The 16,862-nt window shown below is 65.7% G+C and carries 14 protein-coding genes and 4 pseudogenes; 14 read left to right on the top strand and 4 right to left on the bottom strand.

Translation table 11 applies throughout. From position 1 onward, the window contains the following. Window positions 1–103 precede the first annotated feature (103 nt). The gene (locus ABZ562_RS17390; protein ID WP_361479670.1) at window positions 104–1,354 is read left to right on the top strand and encodes a tyrosine-type recombinase/integrase; all 1,251 of its coding nucleotides are present in this window, start codon (window positions 104–106) and stop codon (window positions 1,352–1,354) included. Between the two features lie 199 nt (window positions 1,355–1,553). Here ABZ562_RS17390 and ABZ562_RS17385 read toward each other — a convergent pair whose 3' ends face one another. Next, a complete protein-coding gene (locus ABZ562_RS17385) occupies window positions 1,554–1,949 on the bottom strand; it encodes a hypothetical protein (protein WP_361479667.1) in 396 nt (131 codons plus the stop codon). Between the two features lie 157 nt (window positions 1,950–2,106). On the opposite strand from ABZ562_RS17385, the gene ABZ562_RS17380 reads away from it, so the two are divergent. Next, window positions 2,107–4,920 carry a hypothetical protein gene (locus ABZ562_RS17380; RefSeq protein ID WP_361479664.1) on the top strand — a complete coding sequence of 938 codons (2,814 nt, stop codon included), beginning with the start codon at window positions 2,107–2,109 and terminating at the stop codon, window positions 4,918–4,920. Window positions 4,921–5,331: 411 nt separating this feature from the next. On the opposite strand, the gene ABZ562_RS17375 is transcribed toward ABZ562_RS17380, so the two are convergent. Both ABZ562_RS17375 and ABZ562_RS17370 read right to left on the bottom strand, forming a co-directional pair. After that, window positions 5,332–5,904, bottom strand: a complete 573-nt coding sequence (locus ABZ562_RS17375) for an integrase core domain-containing protein (RefSeq protein ID WP_361479869.1) — start codon at window positions 5,902–5,904, stop codon at window positions 5,332–5,334. A gap of 235 nt (window positions 5,905–6,139) precedes the next feature. Next, entirely contained in the window at window positions 6,140–6,442 is a 303-nt protein-coding gene (locus tag ABZ562_RS17370; protein ID WP_361479661.1) for an integrase, read from the bottom strand. An 84-nt stretch (window positions 6,443–6,526) separates the two neighbouring features. On the opposite strand from ABZ562_RS17370, the pseudogene ABZ562_RS17365 reads away from it, so the two are divergent. The 11 genes and pseudogenes from ABZ562_RS17365 to ABZ562_RS17315 form a co-directional block, all read left to right on the top strand. Next, a pseudogene (locus tag ABZ562_RS17365) lies at window positions 6,527–6,829 on the top strand (transposase); the annotation flags it as partial. Continuing rightward, window positions 6,720–7,253 carry a DUF6193 family natural product biosynthesis protein gene (locus ABZ562_RS17360; RefSeq protein ID WP_361479866.1) on the top strand — a complete coding sequence of 178 codons (534 nt, stop codon included), beginning with the start codon at window positions 6,720–6,722 and terminating at the stop codon, window positions 7,251–7,253. The pseudogene ABZ562_RS17365 and the gene ABZ562_RS17360, both read left to right, overlap by 110 nt. Before the next feature lie 145 nt (window positions 7,254–7,398). Beyond that, window positions 7,399–8,108: pseudogene (locus ABZ562_RS17355) on the top strand (transposase); the annotation flags it as partial. Window positions 8,109–8,213: 105 nt separating this feature from the next. Continuing rightward, window positions 8,214–9,284: an integrase core domain-containing protein gene (locus ABZ562_RS17350; protein ID WP_361479658.1), complete on the top strand. Its 1,071-nt coding sequence runs from the start codon at window positions 8,214–8,216 to the stop codon at window positions 9,282–9,284. A 28-nt stretch (window positions 9,285–9,312) separates the two neighbouring features. Then, window positions 9,313–10,164 carry an integrase core domain-containing protein gene (locus ABZ562_RS17345; protein ID WP_361479655.1) on the top strand — a complete coding sequence of 284 codons (852 nt, stop codon included), beginning with the start codon at window positions 9,313–9,315 and terminating at the stop codon, window positions 10,162–10,164. An 870-nt stretch (window positions 10,165–11,034) separates the two neighbouring features. Further along, on the top strand, window positions 11,035–11,304 hold the full coding sequence (locus tag ABZ562_RS17340; protein WP_361479652.1) for a hypothetical protein: 270 nt from the start codon (window positions 11,035–11,037) through the stop codon (window positions 11,302–11,304). Next, window positions 11,301–11,654 (top strand): hypothetical protein, encoded by a 354-nt coding sequence (locus ABZ562_RS17335; RefSeq protein ID WP_361479649.1) that lies wholly within the window; start codon window positions 11,301–11,303, stop codon window positions 11,652–11,654. The genes ABZ562_RS17340 and ABZ562_RS17335 overlap by 4 nt, the downstream gene beginning before the upstream one ends. Window positions 11,655–11,975: 321 nt before the next feature. Further along, window positions 11,976–12,455, top strand: a pseudogene (locus tag ABZ562_RS17330) (integrase); the annotation flags it as partial. A gap of 187 nt (window positions 12,456–12,642) precedes the next feature. Further along, window positions 12,643–13,323 (top strand): annotated as a pseudogene (locus tag ABZ562_RS17325) (transposase); the annotation flags it as partial. A 76-nt stretch (window positions 13,324–13,399) separates the two neighbouring features. Then, the gene (locus ABZ562_RS17320; protein WP_361479878.1) at window positions 13,400–14,050 is read left to right on the top strand and encodes a hypothetical protein; all 651 of its coding nucleotides are present in this window, start codon (window positions 13,400–13,402) and stop codon (window positions 14,048–14,050) included. A gap of 498 nt (window positions 14,051–14,548) precedes the next feature. Next, window positions 14,549–15,193: a LysE family translocator gene (locus tag ABZ562_RS17315; protein ID WP_361479646.1), complete on the top strand. Its 645-nt coding sequence runs from the start codon at window positions 14,549–14,551 to the stop codon at window positions 15,191–15,193. A 58-nt stretch (window positions 15,194–15,251) separates the two neighbouring features. Here ABZ562_RS17315 and ABZ562_RS17310 read toward each other — a convergent pair whose 3' ends face one another. Continuing rightward, window positions 15,252–16,334 (bottom strand): integrase core domain-containing protein, encoded by a 1,083-nt coding sequence (locus tag ABZ562_RS17310; RefSeq protein WP_361479643.1) that lies wholly within the window; start codon window positions 16,332–16,334, stop codon window positions 15,252–15,254. A 288-nt stretch (window positions 16,335–16,622) separates the two neighbouring features. Here ABZ562_RS17310 and ABZ562_RS17305 point away from each other — a divergent pair, with 288 nt between their 5' ends. Continuing rightward, window positions 16,623–16,853: a hypothetical protein gene (locus ABZ562_RS17305; protein WP_361479640.1), complete on the top strand. Its 231-nt coding sequence runs from the start codon at window positions 16,623–16,625 to the stop codon at window positions 16,851–16,853. Window positions 16,854–16,862 lie beyond the last annotated feature (9 nt).

Genomic DNA, 16,862 nt, shown 5'->3' with positions numbered 1-16,862 from the left:
GTGGATCCACCAGGCCCTAAGGTTAGCTAACCTTGGCACACTTTTTCACATCTCGAGGGTGTATCAATTCCACGCACTTGACGCCCGGTCCGCCCTACGGCGCATGCTCGAAGGCGAAGCCGGCGGGTTCACCGCCGACCCCAACCAGACCGTCACCGACTATCTGACCACCTGGCTCGAGGCGAAGGCGTACGTACTGAAGCCGACGACCGTGGCCCGATACCGCGACTACGTCACCCACGACCTGATCCCCGCGCTCGGTGCACTCAAGCTGGACGAGCTCGGTCACCGTCACATCGCCGCATACGCCCACACCCAACTGGAGTCCGGCCGCGGCCCGGTCGCAGTCCACCGCTGTCTGGCGACCCTGTCCAGCGCCCTGGGCGACGCCGTCCGGCAACACCGCCTCGCCCACAACCCCGCACGGCCCGCTGTCATCTCCCGCCCCGCCGCACCCGAACGACGCGTCTGGACACCCCAGGAAGCGGTCCGCTTCCTGGACTACTGCCATGACGCCGACCCGCTCATCGCCGACCTGTGCGAACTCCTCATCGGCACCGGCATGCGAAAAGGCGAAGCACTCGGACTGCACTGGGCCGACGTCCACCTTCCAGAGCAGGTGCTCTACGTCCGCTACGCCCTCTCCGCCGTCAACAACACCCGCCTGGTCATCACCACGCCCAAAACCCGCGCCAGCAAAAACTGGGTCGCCCTCTCACCCCGCGTCATCAAAGCCCTCGAACACCATGCGGCAACTACTCTCATCCATACCGGCGACCCGTCAGACCTGTTCACCGGTCTGGTCTTCTGCCGACCCGACGGACAACCGCTCCGGCCCCAGACCGTCCTGGACCGATTCCGCAAACGCGCCAAAGAAGCTGGAGTCCCACGCATCACCCTGCACGATCTGCGTCACCTCGCCGCCACCCTCACCCTCACCGCGGGCATCCCCCTCACCATCGTCTCCAAGACCCTGCGCCACTCCACCCTCTCCACCACCGCCAACATCTACAGCCACCTCACCCACCAAGCCGCACACGACGCCGTCAACGCCATCGACACCACCCTCACCCAAGCCGACGCCCACAGCAGCCGCCATCCACACTGGCCCGCCTGGCTGCGACCACACCGCGACCACACCAACCAGCACCACAGCCCGCTCAAAGCGCTCCACTCCCCCGCCCTGGCACCCACTTCACCCTCCGCGTCCCAGCGCCAGGGAACGCATGCGACCACCATGCGACCACCACGCCGGAAAACGCGGAAAAGGCCGCCCCCGCATCTCTGCGGAAACGGCCTCCGACCTGCGAAAACGCTGGTCGGGACGACAGGATTTGAACCTGCGACCCCTTGACCCCCAGCGCGCCGTCAAGGTCTGTACGACGCCGCACGCGGAAGCGGTCAAGTGGCACATGGAGCAACTTCGACGCGGCGCATCGCACCCCACCGAACAACGCAACTACCCAGCTTTCGAACCTATGAGACCGCTACCAGCACCCGACACCTGCCCAGGGCGGACGTAATATTCGGCACCCACAGGTTCCGATGCGGGTTCAGCCGGTGCGGCCGTACTGGGAACGCAGCCGGCTGACGAGACCACTTATCTCAGTAGGGGAAAACACTGTGACGTCCTCGGCCGTGGCGTTTCGGACAGCGACCTGCCACCGGCCTCGCTCGTCCCGGGCAACCTGGATGGGTGGTTGCGCCAGCCACGTTGAGTCGATGCCGCGCCGTACGACCACGCCTATGAGTGCCGGATGCGTCGGCCCAAGGCCGAGCGGGGAACCGGGGGTCATCACGAGATTGGCTAGCGCCTCGATCGCGTCGTCGCCCCGCACGCCTTCTGTGATGGAACCGGAGTGCCCGCCACCCTGATCTATCAAGGTCACAGCCAAGTACGTGCAGTCCTCGTGGCGCTTCCACGGGGGAATCTTCCAGGAGAAGGTCATGGGCGCATCCTCCCCTGCACGCACGGTCTTGAAGTGGTCTTGGACGACCTCTGACGGCGCGGCGATGTGTTTCAGCCACGGCCCGATGGACGCCTGCTGTCCGGACCCGCGTGGCGTTAGCATCTGCGGACTGAAAACTCGGGGGAGGCCAGGACAGATGCCGTGGTCAGTACTGAACAAGCCTTGGCTGCGTTCGGTGGTGCAGCGCGTTCGGCTCTTCGTGGCACCGAATCGAGACGATGTCTATGAGCAGTGCGTTTGGGCCGCGCTGGATGAGCCTCCACGGGCACGCAAGCTGGGAAAGAGGCCGGGAACTTCGCGACGCGACGTCTTTGACGAGATGCACCGCTCCATGTACAGAAATGCGGCCTACACCCAGGCTGATGGCCCGGAACGGGCCTCCTACGACAAAGCCGTCGTCGACCTGGAGCGGGCACGGGCCAAACAGCAGGCGGCCGCAGACGAGTCTGAGTGGAACTGGAAAGTCGTCTGCGTGCTCCTGTCCGCAGCTGGCCTGACCGTGCTCATCACCGGCGGCCTCATGGCCCTGCTGGTAGCCCTCTTCAGCACCGCGCTGCTGATCTTCATCCTGTTCTGGCGTGGCACCGCTGTCTGGTTCAACCTCCGGTACTGTCTGCTCGCCGCCGTCCTGAGCATCTCGTGCGCTGCTGCACGCGCCGAGCTCAGCTATCGCGCCGTGGTGTGGGGCGTGGTCCTTTTCGACAAGGGCATCGTCCCCGTAATGGACGGCATGATCCGTCACCTCATGGGCGAAGACCCCGACTCCCTCTTCGTCCCGCAGGGGACGTCGAAGGGCCTGCGCGCACCACGCGCACCGGGCTTTGTCATCCAGACCGAAGCCATGGAGCAGTTGCACCGCAAGCTCAACCACTTGGACGAGGGCACCATCGCGGTCTGTGGCCCTCGTGGAGTAGGAAAGTCCACTCTGCTGGAAAACGCCACAGAGCAAGCAGCCTTCGGCGTCTTGATCCAGGCGCCGGCCACCTACGCCCCCCACGACTTCCTGATGTCGCTCTCGGTGCGCCTGTGCCAGGACTACATGCAGCATGAGGGCTACCCCGCACCAGAATTCGCGCGCCTTTCTCCCTTCCACCGGATGCTGAGAAGTACGCGCCGCCGAATCAGGGCGCTGGGCCGCTGGTCGTCGTTCGCGCTGCCAGCAGCCGCCCTGCTCGTCCTGGGAGTCTCCTCGGCCGCCCGCTCTCTGTACGCCCGGTACGAAGCCTCCGCATCCGACTACGCCCACGCCTGTGCGGCCGCCGTCCAAAACTGGATCCACGAGGTGTGGAGCGGGCACGCCGTCGTCACCAGCGTCACGATCAGCATCCTCGGTATCGCCTGGTGGCGCTCCCGCCACGATCCCTGGCTCCCCCAAGCACTTGGGCGGCTATGGACCAGGATCGGAGCCAACGTGGGCATCCTCATCGCTATCGGCAGCCTGGCCAGCGCCTTCTTCGACCCCCAGCTACGCCAGCTCGCACACGACGTGCACTTCGACACCGTCTTCGCGGCCGCGTTGCTGGCCGCCGGATGGTTCTACGTCTTCACGGCAAGCCTCTCGGAGCGAGTACAGAAGGCGCATCTGGATCTCGGGAGATGGACGTGGTACGCCAGCGACGTCTGCAAGCTTCTCGCCACCTTCCTGGGCGCCTACCTCCTCTACTTCCTCATCCGCACTCCCTCGACCTACGCGCTCCTCGCGGATGAGCAAAACCCTCTGCGGCTCGCTGGCCTCGTGACAGGCACCTTGCTCGCCCGCGCTGCCGGATGGCGGCCCACCCCCGCAGAGCCCCATCTCGTCACCCGCTGCCGTAACCACCTCTACCGGCTGCAGACCATCCAGACGACGACCAACACGCTCTCCAACAGCAGCGCCCAGGTCATGACGCTGGGCGGCTCTCACGCCACATCCATCTCGACCATGCCGCCGAACTTCCCAGCGCTGGTCGAAGAATTCCGCGGCCTCCTGACCAGCATCGCCGACACGCTGGCCGCCAGAAGGCATCGCGTCCTCATCGCCATCGACGAAGTCGACCGCCTCGGCTCCGACGCACAGGCACTGGCCTTCCTCGCCGAGATCAAAGCCATCCTTGGCGTCCGCCACGTCTACTACCTGATCTCCGTGGCCGAAGACGTCGGCGCTGCGTTCGTTCGCCGCGGCCTGCCCCACCGGGACGTCACCGACAGCTCACTCGACGACATCATCCACGTCGAGGCATGCTCCCTCAAAGAAGCCAATGCCATCCTAGAAAAAAGGTCAGAGCACCACACACCCCACACCGCGCTCCTGACCCACAGCCTCTCCGGTGGCCTCCTGCGCGACATGTTGCGCTACGGCCTGCAGATCGAAGAGATACAAGCCAAAACCGAGACCCACGAACTCGCCCACCTCGCCCGCCAACTCATCCTCGAAGAACTCTCCGAAACACTGGCAGGATTCCGCACCCTGCTGAGCAAGCAGCAATGGACACAAGACTCCAGCGGAATCTTGAGCGACTTCCGCACGCTCTGCGGACACCTCAAGTCCTCACAATGCGCCTGCTCCGATGGGACGCTGATCCACGCCCTGGAACACTTCGCCCACCACCCCGTCGGCAGCCAGCCGACTCACGGAGACATCACCGACGCCGCCCGCCAGCTCATTGACGAAGCCGCAGCCTACAGCTTCTTCTCCCTCACCCTGCTGGAAATATTCACCGCCCCAGGACTCGACCGACGCAGCGAACACGCCCGCGCGCAAAGTGCCTACGGTGCTCACGAACGACTAGCAGAAGCCCGCCTCGAACTGGTCATCTCCCCGTACAGCGCACGCACCCTCATTACCCACATACGCAAGGCATGGGCGCTCAACGACAGCCCTAGCATCGACGTCCTCAGCCCCATCCTGCGCAGGATGTCCTGCCCCCTGCATAGGTCACGACCTGACCCATTCGGCCTGCGGAACAGCTAATAGGACTCCGTTAGGTCTCTCTTGATCTTGGTGTTGTGTGTGTCCTGCTGGGCAGGGGTTGGTGGCAGGTGGTGCAGATGCCGGTCCAGCACCTCAAAATGTCTTGGAGGGCGTCGAGGGTCTGGTAGAGAGTGAGCCCGGCCCGAGCTCGTTGCGCCAGCGGACCTTGGCCAGGCGGACCAGGTCGGTGATCGGGGTGTCGGCCGGCAGGCTGGACAGCCAGTATTCGGTGGGAGCCTCGGCCTCTTCTGGCCATCCTCCAGCAGCCAGCAGTCGGGCAGGACCCCGTCCCACCAGCCCTGTTCGGACGAAGCAGCGGCCTTGATCGGACGCTCGACGGCTTTGCCGGCGGGGCGGACGCGCATGGCGGCGAAGCGGGACCGAAACGCCTGAAGGGTGTCAATATTCCGATCAGGCTGCTGAGCTGGGCGTTCTCTGTCGATGGTGAGGCAGTCGGAGTGGCGTGGTGTGGTACTCGTTGAGCAGTCCACCGAGTACCTGGCGGCGCCTGATGGTGCCTGCAGGTAGGGGGATGATGTTCGGGTCGTCGTCAGGGGCTCGTAGGTCCAGGCTGCGGTGGGGCCATCCCGCGTTGTCGTGCTCGGCATACAAGGTGAGGACGGTGCGCAGATGTCGTTCGCCGGTGATCAGGAGGCGGTCGGTGCACTCGGTGCGGGCTGTGCGTATCCATCGTTCGGCGAACGCGTTTGACCGGGGGCTCTGCGGCGGGGTTGGGATGACGGCTGTGCCGTTGCCGGCGAAGACGGCGTCGAAGGCGGCGGTGAACTTCCTGTCCCGGTCACGGATGAGGAACCGGAAACGCCCGGCCCTGTCGCCGAGGCCCATGAGCAGATTGCGGGCGAGTTGGGTGACCCATGCGCCGGTAGAGCGTGCGCTGACGCCCAGGACATGGACACGCCGGGTGGTGATCTCCATGACGAAGAAGACGTAGAGTCGTTTGAGGAAGACGGTATCCACGTGCATGAAATCGCAGGCGAGCAGCGTGTGGGCCTGGAGCGCAGGAACGACCGCCAATCTACTGGGAGGCACGCTGCGGTGCGGGCGGTAGGCCGGAGTGGCGCAGGACGCGCCGGATCGTGGCGGCGGCGACCCGATGCCCGAGCCGTCGGAGCACGCCTTGGATTCTGACGTGCCCCCAGGACGGGTTCTCTCGCGCCAAGCGCTGGATGAGCGCAACTGTCTCTTCCGGCAACGGTGGCTAACCAGGGCCGACCGCCGTCTGGCGCCACTTCCAGCGCACCAGACACCGGTGCCAGGTCAGCAGCGTGCCCGGGGTGACCAGCCGATAGCGGCGCAAGACGGATGGCAGGTGCCGCACGAGAGCGGAGAGCGCGGCGCGATCAGCCCACGAAAACCGCGGCCGCGCGACCTGCCGGCGAAGCACAGCGGCCTCATGACGAAGCACGAGGATCTCAGCATTGTTCGCGGCGGTCGAACGGCCCAGCAAGAGCAAGCAGCCCAGCAGTCGACAGAAGATCAGGTAGAGCAGTCGCAGACCCACAATCACTAATCATGCCCACACGCAGACGACCGCAAGGCCCCAGGTCAACCACCGTACGGCAATAAAGACACCCTTCAGGACTGCTGGACCTGGCTGATCATCGCCGCCCACACCCAACTCCACCTCGCCCGGCCGCTGGCTGCGGACCTCCGCCGCCCTTGGGAGAAGCCGGCCGAGCCCGGTCGGCTCACCCCCGCCCGGGTCCGCCGGGCGTTTAGGAACCTCCGTGCGAACTTGCCCTGTCCGGCCCGTGCGCCGAAACCCAACCGACCCGGCCCTGGCAGACCCCTCGGCTCGAAGAATCGGCACCCCGCCACCCGCTACGACGTCGGAAAGACAAGCAAACGCCCCGAGAGCATCACCGAACGCGAACGACTCAGAAGCTGATGGACAAGCTCAGGCACGATGGGGGCGTGAACAAGGATGCAGCGGTCGAAGCGTCGTTGAAGCAGGCTGGCAGGCAGTGTGCGACGACGGACGTGTACGAGCCGAACTGTTGGAAGCGGCTTACCGGGAACCCTGCCTGCGGCAACTGTTCCCTTGGACTGGAATGGCAGAACTCCACTTCAGCCGCTGTACCGAACCCCGGTGGACCTGGGACATCCCTTACATCCAGCCCGCCGTCGGGGGCACCTACTGGGTCTCCGGCCCTCTCCGAAGCCAGACGGTGGGACCAGCGACCACAGCAGAAGAGGCCATCGCCATGGTGGTCCAGCGCCTCCCAGCAGGCTGCGGTCCTGCCTTCCGGGGCACCCCCGAAGAACTCGCAGCTCACGAAGCCTGCTGGGAGCAGCAGACTGGCGAAGGTTAAAAGACAAGCTAAGCTTGTCGTTTAACGACCGGGGTCGAACATTGCTCGAACTTGGTCGGCTTTTTCGCAGTTCAGCGGACACGTAGGCGGCCTTCGTCTGATCCTGTGCTCCGTCACAGAGTGGATCAGCGCGAAGGCCGTGGTCGTGAGTTTGGTGCATCAGGGCATCCTGCGGGATGCGTTCGCGGAAGTGTCACACTTCCGGTCGGAGCTGTACGCGTGTCTGACCGCGCGGGGCGACGCGTTGTTCGAGTTATGCGACGCGCTGCTGTGCACGGACGGGCCGGTGCGGACACTGGTCGATCTCGCGCTCGCGCCCGAACACCGCCGTGGCCACGGGGCTCTGTACGGCGGACTCAACCAGGGCCGGATCGACGTCGCCCGGCTGCGCCGGGCCCTGGCCGGGGTGTCGTTGCCGAGGGCGGCGGACGGTCGGCTCGTGCTGGCGGTGGATGTCTCGCCGTGGCTGAGGCCGGACGCCAACACGTTTGCTGACCGGGCCTTTTGCCACACGTTGGCCGGGGCGAGGGCAAGCATCAGATGGTGCCTGGCTGGCCGTACACGGTGGTGGCCGCGTTGGAGACCGGCCGCACGTCCTGGACGGCGGTGCTGGACGCGGTCCGCCCGGAGCCCGGCGCCGACGTCGCCGCGGTGACCACCGTGCAGATCCGCGAGGTTGTCGAGCGGCTGGTGGCCGCCGGTCAGTGGCGCCCGGGTGACCCGGCGGTCCTGGTCGTGCTGGACGCCGGATACGATGCTCCGCGCATCGCCCACTTGCTGGTCGGGTTGCCCGTCGAGATCCTTGGCCGGCTCCGTTCAGACCGGGTGATGCGAAGGTCGGCACCCTCTCGCGAAGAGTTCCTCCTGGCTAACCCCAAGGGTGTGGGGTTCCATAACTCGGCCAGGGCCATGACCAGCAGGGATCGATGACGCGCCGATGGTCAGACAGAATCGTGGACTGTGTCGTCACGTCTGCTTTATCTGATCGCGACTCGACTCTTCGGCTGGCTCGTGCTGCTCGCCCGTTCCTCGGCGTCGAAAGACGTCGAGCTGCTGGTTCTGCGCCACGAGGTCGCCGTACTCCGCCGCGCCATCCCGAAGCCGCGGCTCGACTGGGCCGACCGCTCGATCCTCGCCGCACTGACCCGGCTCCTGCCAAGGAGCCTGCGCGCACACCGGCTGGTCACCCCCGGAACGCTCTTGCGCTGGCACCGCCGCCTCGTGGCACGGAAATGGACCTACCCACACCGGGCCGGTCGGCCTCCGATTGACGAGACCGTCGCAGCTCTCGTCGAACGGCTCGCAAGGGAGAACCCTTCATGGGGCTACAAACGGCTCCAAGGTGAGCTGATGCGAGTGGGACATCGGATCGGCGCGTCCACGATCCGCAGAGTCCTCAAGCGCCTGAACCTGCCCCCGGCGCCGAGACGACAGTCTGCCTCCACGTGGCGGCAGTTCTTGCGTGCGCAGGCATCCACCATGCTCGCCGTCGACTTCTTCCACATCGACTGTGCCGTCACCCTGCGACGCCTGTATGTGTTCTTCGCGATCGAGGTCGGCACCAGATACGTGCACATCCTGGGCATAACTCCACACCCCGACGGCCGTTGGACTACACAGCAAGCCCGCAACCTCCTGATGGAGCTCGGCGACCGCGCGTCTGAGTTCAGGTTCCTGGTACGGGACCGTGCAGGCCAGTTCACCGCCTCCTTCGACGCCATTCTGTCCAGCTCTGACATCGATGTGGTGAAGATCCCTCCGCGCAGTCCACGCGCGAATGCTTACGCCGAGAGGTTCGTGCGCACCGTCCGCTCCGAGGTCACCGACCGCGTGCTCATCCTCGGCCAGCGCCATCTGCACTCAGTGCTGGACCAATACGTCCAGCACTACAACGGGCGAAGACCGCACCGCGGACTCCACTTGCAACCGCCCCGGCCAGACCACCCCGCCGCCGACCTCTCCCACGAACACATCAAGCGCCGGCCCATCCTCGGAGGACTCATCAACGAGTACGAAAGAGCAGCAGCGTAAACCAGCAGGTCAGAGAAGCGGCCCTGTTTTGGAACCCCACAGGCATCGCGACCTGCTCAGGCGACGCCATGCCTCAACCTGCGTACCCCGGCGGCGCGGACGCCCACGCACCATCCGCTCGATCCGCGCCCTGGTCCTGCGCCTGGCCAGAGAGAACACCTCATGGGGCTATCGACGGATCCACGGCGAACTCGCAGCGCTGGGGATCAAGGTCGCCGCATCTACCGTCTGGGAGATACTCCGCGAGCACGGCATCCCACCCGCACCCGAACGGCAGAACACCACCTGGGCCAACTTCCTGCGCAGCCAGGCCAAGGCCCTTCTCGCTTGCGATCTCTTCGAAGTCCGCACTCTGACCGGGGCGCGCCTGTACGTCTTCGCTGTCATTGAGCACACCACCCGTCGCATCCGAATCCTCGGCGCCACCGCACACCCCACCGCGGACTGGATCGTCCAGCTCGGACGCAACCTCCTCATGGACCTCGAGGACGCGGGCACCAGGGCGAAGTTCCTGATCCGTGACCGCGATGCGAAGTTCACAGGCACCTTCGATGCCCTGATGTCCGATGCCGGCATGAAGGTCGTCACCACCGGTATTCGGATACCACGGATGAACTCCCTCATGGAGCGCTGGATACAGACCTGCCGCACCGAACTCCTGGACCGGACCCTGATCTGGAACCAGAGCCACCTCCTCCACGCACTGTGCGAGTACGAATCCTCCTACAACGAACACCGCCCGCACAGAGCCCTGGAACAAGCCGCTCCATGCCGCCCACTACCCGCCCCCATCACGCAACAAGCCCAGCTCACTCACCTGGAAGTCCACAGACGAGACCGGCTCGGCGGAACCTTCCACGAATACCGACGAGCGGCCTGAGCTGTGCGGATGATTTATCGGCCCCCGCAGAGTAGTGCTCGTCGACCACCATGCCAAGCACACACAGCGGGGACATTATTTCTTACTCGCTTGGCACACTTTTTCTTCCGGCCAGGCCTCCGCAAACAGTCTCCCTACGGCGCTCCAGAACCGGATACAGCGCTCACGCCCTGGGAGTGCCCTATCTGCCGGCAGACGCCAAGGGGCTTTGCCGTGCCTTGACGCAGGCTGTCCATGGCGACCAGGACACCCGCGCGCGAGCTGCCTGCGGGAACTGGCCCGGAGAGATCACCGGTGGTCCACCCCACCCCTGTCGCATGGGGAGCCCGATGCCGCGCTCCCACCCCGAAAGGGGGCTGGGAGCCGACAAGGGGTTCTTATGCCTCTCGATGCAGAGAGCATCCGGATCGATGGGGCGACCTCAGGTGCCTACGGTTGACGACGGCACACAGGGGCTCGGTACGGCGCAGCAGATCTACCGGATCGGGTGACGGACGAATCGGACACCGTTGACACGTCCGCGAGTTGGGAGCACGAGGGCTCCCAGAGGGCTCCCCATCGCTCCCTGCCCAGACACGACAAAGGCCGTCTCCGCCACCCGCGGAAACGGCCTCCGACCTGCGAAAACGCTGGTCGGGACGACAGGATTTGAACCTGCGACCCCTTGACCCCCAGCCGGGCGACAACTCTCCGTGACGATTCGTGTCGCGCAGTAGCAGACCGTCAGGGCTCGGCAAGCCGCCGTACGAAGCAGAAGCAGGAGAACGACGTCATCAGTCGCCGCCCCGGAAGGCGTCCATGCCGCCACCACACTCCTATATCCTGACCTCTATCGCCCCTGGTGCCCGAGATCGCGAAGGAGGATGAGCCATGAGACCGGCCACCGCCACGAAGCTCCGCGCCAATGCCGCGACCATCCACCAGCTCGGGCTTCGGCACGGCTTGCACGCCTTCGCGCTCAGCTCCGAACCCGGGGAACTCGTAGCGACCCTGGACGCAGACCGCTCCTACTTCGACATCACAAGCTTCGAAGCAGACCTGTCCAGCATCCTCGGCGCCGTCGTGGAAGTCGTCCCCCGAGGCCCCGGTGTGGACGTCAACGAAACCGAACCTCTGAACGACTTGCGCGGGGCAGCGTGACCGCACCCACCGACCGGGAGCACCAGGAACTGCTACGCCTGACCGACGCAACGGCAGCACTCGATCAGGCCCGCTCAATCGTCGGCGATGGAACCCCGAAATCAGGCGACCAGCGCCTCCTCGCCCTGGCCTATTGCATGCTCACCTTCGGCGAAATGCTCAAACAGGCATCTCACGGCACCGTGACACAGGCATACAGCGGACCCATCGCACTACGGGACAAACTCGCTCACGTGCCGCACCGTAAGCTCAACGCCGAAGTACTCGCCGCCTCCGTCGAACAAGCCACCACCGAGATCCTCCCCCTGATACAAGCCCGCGTCCAGGATCTCAGCCACACCGGCGCCTGATCGGACCGCGAGCCCACGGTTGAGGATTCAGCCGCCGATCTCCCATGAGGCGGCGTAACTCCGCGCTTGCCATTGCCGCATCTTGTGCCGCTCGAAAAGTCGTCGCCGTAGGCGGACGAGGTGTGGCCACGCCACTTGGGACCATTGCGGGTGCCGAAATCATCCACGCAGGTCGGGAGCCTGATCACGGATCTTCGGCTCTGCGCGTGCCGATAAATCATCCACGCTGGTCGGTGAGCTGATCACGGATCTTCGGTTCTCCTCGACGTTCGCCCCAGGTACCTTCACCCGCTCAGGACCCTGGCGGCATCATGCTCTGTTGTGCTGCTGCGCCTGACCTATCTCGCCGCGACCAACACTCTGGCGTTCCTACGCCTCCTGCCGATGAGCGACGAAGACAAGGACGTCGAGGTCCTGGTGCTCCGGCACCAACTGCTCGTCCTGCGACGTCAGGTCGGCAAGCCGACCTTCACCGACAGCGACCGCGCCATCCCCGCCGGCCTGCTCCACCACCTCCCCAAAGACAGACTGCGGCACCTTCTGCTGCTGGTCCGCCCCGACACAGTGTTGCGCTGGCATCGCAACCTGCTCAGGCGACGCCATGCCACGACCTGCGTACCCAAGCGACGCGGACGCCCACGCACCATCCGATCGATCCGCGCCCTGACCCTGCGCCTGGCCAGGGAAAATGCCTCGTGGGGATATCGCCGGATCCACGGCGAACTCGCCGCACTGGGGATCAGGGTCGCCGCCTCCACTGTCTGGGAGATCCTCCGCGAGCATGGCGTCCCGCCCGCACCCATCACCCAACAAGCCCAACTCGCCCACCTGAAAATCGACCGACGAGACCGCCTCGGCGGAACCCTCCACGAGTACGGACGTGCCGCATGACCAGGCCGGATGTTTTATCGGCACCCGCAGGGTTGACGGCCGGTCGGGTTGGTCGTAGGCCGGTGGTAAGAGTCAACTGCTGTACTGGGGGCTGAAGATGACCGCCCGCCGTCCGTGTCCGCCTGCGCCGGGGCCGTTGGAGGACTCTGCGGCCCGGTTCGACGACGTCTTCTTCAGCCTGGCCCAGCGGCGAGGGTTTCGCGAGTACCTGACCGGGCTGCTGGCGCCGCGGGAGCGGAACAAGACGATCACCTGCCTGGCAGGGGCAGAGCCGGTAGCGGGTGCGGGGATACCGGGGGTGCAGCGACTGCAGTTCTTCCTGTCCGAGTCCCCCTGGGAGGCCGCGCAGATCAACGACCGGCGGCTTGAACTGCTACGCGAGGAGCCGGCGACGGCTCCGCACGATGACGGGGTCATCGTGATCGACGACTCCGGAGACCGCAAGGACGGCACCGCCACCGCGCATGTCGGCCGGCAGTGGCTGGGCCGGTTGGGAAAGACCGACAACGGCATCGTCACGGTGACCACGGTGTGGACCGACGGCCGCGTGTACTACCCGCTGCACACGACTCCCTACACCCCCGCCCACCACTTCACCCACGGCCGCTCCGACCCGGCCTTCCGCACGAAACCGCAGCTGGCCGCCGCCCTCGCGGCCCGGGGGAAGGCTGCGGGCTTCGGCTGCCGGGCGGTGGTCGCCGACTGCGCCTACTCCGTCAGCGACGACTGGTACCTCGCACTGCGCGAGGCCGGCCTGGCCTACGTGGTCGCCCTCAAGCCACACCGCGGCACCTGGGCTCCGGCCGACCAGCCGCACACCCCCATCGAAGCCGCTCACAGCCTGGCCTGGCGGGATGCCGAGAGTGCCGGCGAGTGGACACCTGTGGAGTCACTTCCGCGACGGGCACACCGAGACCTGGTGGGCCGCCGATGCCCGCCTGGGCGGCTACGGCCCCGACTCACCCTGCCGGCTGGTCGTGGCCACCACCGACCCAGCCGACCTGCCGGAGAAGGCCACCTGGTACCTGGCCACCGACCTGCCCCACCCCGACGCACCACATGCCGTCACCGGCCCGCACCCGCCGGCCGACCTCGCCGAGATCGTCCGCCTCTACGGACTGCGGCCGTGGATCGAGCAGAGCTACAAGCAGATCAAGGACGAACTCGGCTGGGCCGATTTCCAAGTCCGCTCCGACCGCGCCATCCGCCGCCACCAGACCCTGGTCAACTGCGCCTTCTCCTTCTGCTGGGACCAGTGGTTCGCCCCACCCGGACCCCTGGATGCCACCGCGCCGGACCCGTGCCCCGACGAGGGTCCAGAGAGGGGGCCCAACCGAACCCCACCAGCCCCAACCACCCTGCTGGCCCAGGGCCTTACGGGCCATCCGTTCCTGGCTCACTCCCGCCGTCACCCTCAACCGATGGTGGCGAGCCTGGACGGACACGGACCCACCCTCCGAGCTCCAGGCCCTGATCGACGCGGTCACCACCGGACACGGCATTGACCTCTACCTCCGGATTTAACGAACTACCGGTAGACATGTTGTGGAATCTGTTTGTGGCTGACCATTGACCGCCTGACATGGAGCTGCCGCTGCTCCCTGCTGCGGAGTCAGCTTGGGGCAGCGGCAGTGGCTGATCGTTGCTCAGTCCCGCTCAGCGCGTCTGAGCCTTGTCAATCAGGGTCTGAGCGATCAGTCGTATCGGTTCCCACGACTCGTCGAGCGGATCGCCGGCCTCGGCCGCAGTCAGGAGAGCATCAATCCTGGCTTGGACGTATTGCTTGTTAGCCTCGCGCTTTCACGAGGTGACCTGTCCGAGGCTTGTTCGGATGAGTGAGGTGTGCCGCCGCCGATCTAGGACGATGGGACTTGTCTAGGGTCCTGTTCGTCGTCGGGAAGGCTGCACTCCTCAGGTGTCTCGGCAGGTGGATGAGCCTGGAGTGGACGGTCCGCCATCTGTTTGTATGACCTCTGGACGGCAATCCAGGAGGTGGCGGACTTATGGTGTCCACGGAGAGTATTCTCGCGTTCGCGGCGATGTCGCTGCTGGTGATCGTGATTCCGGGGCCGAGCGTGCTGTTTGTGATCGGCAGAGCCCTCGCGCACGGCCGCCGCACGGCGCTCGCGACGGTCCTGGGCAACCTGGTCGGTTCGTACCTCCTGGTGATCGCTGTGGCGTGGGGCCTCGGCGCGCTGGTGGAGAGTTCGGCGACGGTGTTCATGGGTGTGAAGCTGGCCGGAGCGGCGTATCTCGTCTACCTCGGCGTGCAGGCGTTCCGGCACCGCAAGGAGATGCGCGCGGCGGACATGGAGGCCCCGGCGGGTGAGCGGCGCGGTGATCTGCGCACGATCCTGGACGGTATTTTGGTGGGCGTCACCAACCCGAAGGGCGTCGTCTTCTTCGCGGCGGTGCTGCCGCAGTTCGTGGATCACTCGGGGGGCCAAGTCCCCCTCCAGATGATGGTGTTGGGGCTGGTCCCGGTCGCCATCGGCATGATTACGGACACCCTGTGGGGCCTGGGCGCCTCGGCGGCCCGTTCCTGGTTCGCCCGCTCGGATCGCCGCCTTTCGATGGTCGGCGGGGCGGGCGGCTTCGCAATGATCGGCCTGGGCGTGACCGTGGCAGCGACAGGCCGCGCCGACTAGCCTCGGGCCCTCGCAGGGGCGGGCTGTCCTGTGCCGCTCGAAAAGTCATCGCGGCTAATCACGCGGCATAACGGTACTCGTTGATGAGACCGCCGAGGATCCGAGTACGCAGGACTTTGTGAGTATTGAGGTCATGCGCCACGGCAGGTTGTTCAGGGACGTCGGGTGGTAACTGATTGCGCGCTTGGTGGGGCCGGTGCTCGTTGTAGTGCCGCTCGTAGGCCGCGAGGACGTGGCGGGCATGGGCCTCGTTCATGATGAGGACGTGGTCGAGGGCTTCGCGTCGGATGCTGCCGATGATGCGTTCGCAGTGCGCGTTCATACGGGGAGCCTGTGGCGCACTCTTGAGGATCTTCATCTCCTCGGCCCGAAAGACGGCGTCGAAAGCCTCGCCGTACTTGCCATCGCGGTCGCGCAGCAGGAAGCGCAGAGTCTGGATGCGTATACCCAGGTCGGCGGTGAGATTTCGCGCCTGCTGCACCGTCCAGTCCCGTTTGGGGCGGGCGGTGACCCCGGTGATGTGCAGTCGCCGGGTGGCGTGCTCGAGGAACACCAGTGCGTACAACCGCCTGCCGAGGGCGGTGTCGATGTGGAAGAAGTCTGCCGCGATGATGCCCTCGGCTTGCGTGGTCAGAAACTCGCGCCAGGCGGGGCCTGAGCGACGTGGCGCGGGATCGATGCCGGCCGCGTTGAGGATCTCCCAGACCGTCGAAGCAGCGATCCGATGCCCAAGTCGGGTCAGCTCCCCTTGGACCCGCCGGTGTCCCCAATTCGGATTCTCCCTGGCCAACCGCAGGACGAGCTTCTTGACCGCTACGGGGGTGGGTGGGCGTCCGGTGCGCCGGCGCGCGGTGTAGTCCCATTTCGCGGCGATGAACCTGCGGTGCCAGGCGAGCAGGGTGCCGGGGGCGACAGGGAAGAACTCGCGCCAGTGGCGTCGGGGTATCAGCCCGGACAGGGCGGCGAACCAAAACCGGTCGGCAGGCTCGTAGCGGACCGGTCCGGTCAACTGGCGGCGCAGGACCGCGTTCTCGTGCCGCAGCACCAGCAGTTCCACGTCCTTTACCGTCCCGCGACGGAGGAGTACCGACGGAACAGTGAGCAGTTTCCGGGTCACCTTGTACAGCAAGGACACGATCACGGAAGGCATCATCCCAGCGAACTGACTGCACCCCGCTCACCTGCGGCGATGACTTTTCGAGCGGCACACCGTCCTTCACGCGCGAGTGGCATGCGCTCGTGGATCAGGTTCTCGAGGGCCTTCGCCCCTGATCAGGGCCCGTTCCATCTCCTCGTCCAACTTCGCCTCGAATTATTACCTTGATGTAACTGATCAGTTGGCATACAGTTCTTGTAACTGACCAGTTGGCATATGGTTCTTTAGTGCTGCGACACCGCGTCGCGCGCCAAGTGATTCGAGGAGGAGTCGATGTCGATGACGATGGATGGCACGCAGCTTCCAGACCTGACCGGCGCGACGTGTCACGTCTTCGTCGATGGGGACTGGACGGAGCGGCTGGAGCCGATGGGCGCGGAGGAGGAATCGCTGCTCGATGTGACCTCGGAGGAGCCGACCGAGGCGAGCCGTCTGTGCTGCCAGATCATCCTCTCCGACGCTCTCGACGGCATCGTCGTCCACGTTCCCGAAACCCAGCGCTGAGTAAGGAGT

The sequence above is a fragment of the Streptomyces sp. NPDC019937 genome (assembly GCF_040631655.1).
Classification (GTDB): domain Bacteria; phylum Actinomycetota; class Actinomycetes; order Streptomycetales; family Streptomycetaceae; genus Streptomyces.
The sequence above is the reverse complement of the archived record's forward strand: the minus strand, read 5'-3'. Positions and strand labels throughout refer to the sequence as shown.

Excerpts from the sequence above, each read along its gene's own strand:
- ABZ562_RS17385 (WP_361479667.1), bottom strand. The coding sequence starts at position 1,949 with ATGACCTTCTCCTGGAAGATTCCCCCGTGGAAGCGCCACGAGGACTGC.
- ABZ562_RS17390 (WP_361479670.1), top strand. The coding sequence starts at position 104 with ATGCTCGAAGGCGAAGCCGGCGGGTTCACCGCCGACCCCAACCAGACC.
- ABZ562_RS17315 (WP_361479646.1), top strand. The coding sequence starts at position 14,549 with ATGGTGTCCACGGAGAGTATTCTCGCGTTCGCGGCGATGTCGCTGCTG.
- ABZ562_RS17375 (WP_361479869.1), bottom strand. The coding sequence starts at position 5,904 with ATGCACGTGGATACCGTCTTCCTCAAACGACTCTACGTCTTCTTCGTC.
- ABZ562_RS17305 (WP_361479640.1), top strand. The coding sequence starts at position 16,623 with ATGTCGATGACGATGGATGGCACGCAGCTTCCAGACCTGACCGGCGCG.
- ABZ562_RS17380 (WP_361479664.1), top strand. The coding sequence starts at position 2,107 with ATGCCGTGGTCAGTACTGAACAAGCCTTGGCTGCGTTCGGTGGTGCAG.
- ABZ562_RS17340 (WP_361479652.1), top strand. The coding sequence starts at position 11,035 with ATGAGACCGGCCACCGCCACGAAGCTCCGCGCCAATGCCGCGACCATC.
- ABZ562_RS17320 (WP_361479878.1), top strand. The coding sequence starts at position 13,400 with ATGCCGAGAGTGCCGGCGAGTGGACACCTGTGGAGTCACTTCCGCGAC.